We start from the raw sequence: 426 nt of genomic DNA, 5'->3' as shown, positions 1-426 counted from the left end.
CCAATTTCATGCTACCCTACCAGAAAAGAGAACTCAAGCTACTGGGAGATTTGGCCCGCTCAATTTGTGCCGAGATCCATTTGCTTTATGTTTCAAAGTTTCAGCAGGAGACACTTAGACAAAGGGAGCATAAAATGGCAGTTCTTGAACAATTCTATAACATAAAGGTTACAGAACATTTTGAAGAAATGGATGATAAAGCTGAAGCTATTCAAAAACTTATTCCGCAGTTGAACATCGATTTACTGGTACTGGTCAATTCCCGTCATAGCTATTTAGAAAATCTGCTCTATACTTCCACAATAGATAAAATAGGCTTCGATCCTAAAATCCCATTTTTGGTACTTCAGAATTTTCACCGATTGTAAATACTTCAGCCATGAAAAAAATACTTCTTCCCACAGATTTTTCAGCAAATGCACATAA

1 protein-coding gene is annotated in these 426 nt (G+C 36.6%); it reads left to right on the top strand.

What is annotated here, in order from left to right; translation table 11 throughout:
- Nucleotides 1-368 (top strand): universal stress protein (locus HC175_RS19170; protein WP_168139754.1); only part of this gene is annotated, 368 nt, incomplete at its 5' end.
- Nucleotides 369-426: the final 58 nt, after the last annotated feature.

The sequence above is a fragment of the Salinimicrobium oceani genome, from assembly GCF_012037645.1.
This window is presented reverse-complemented; position numbering and strand designations above follow the sequence as displayed.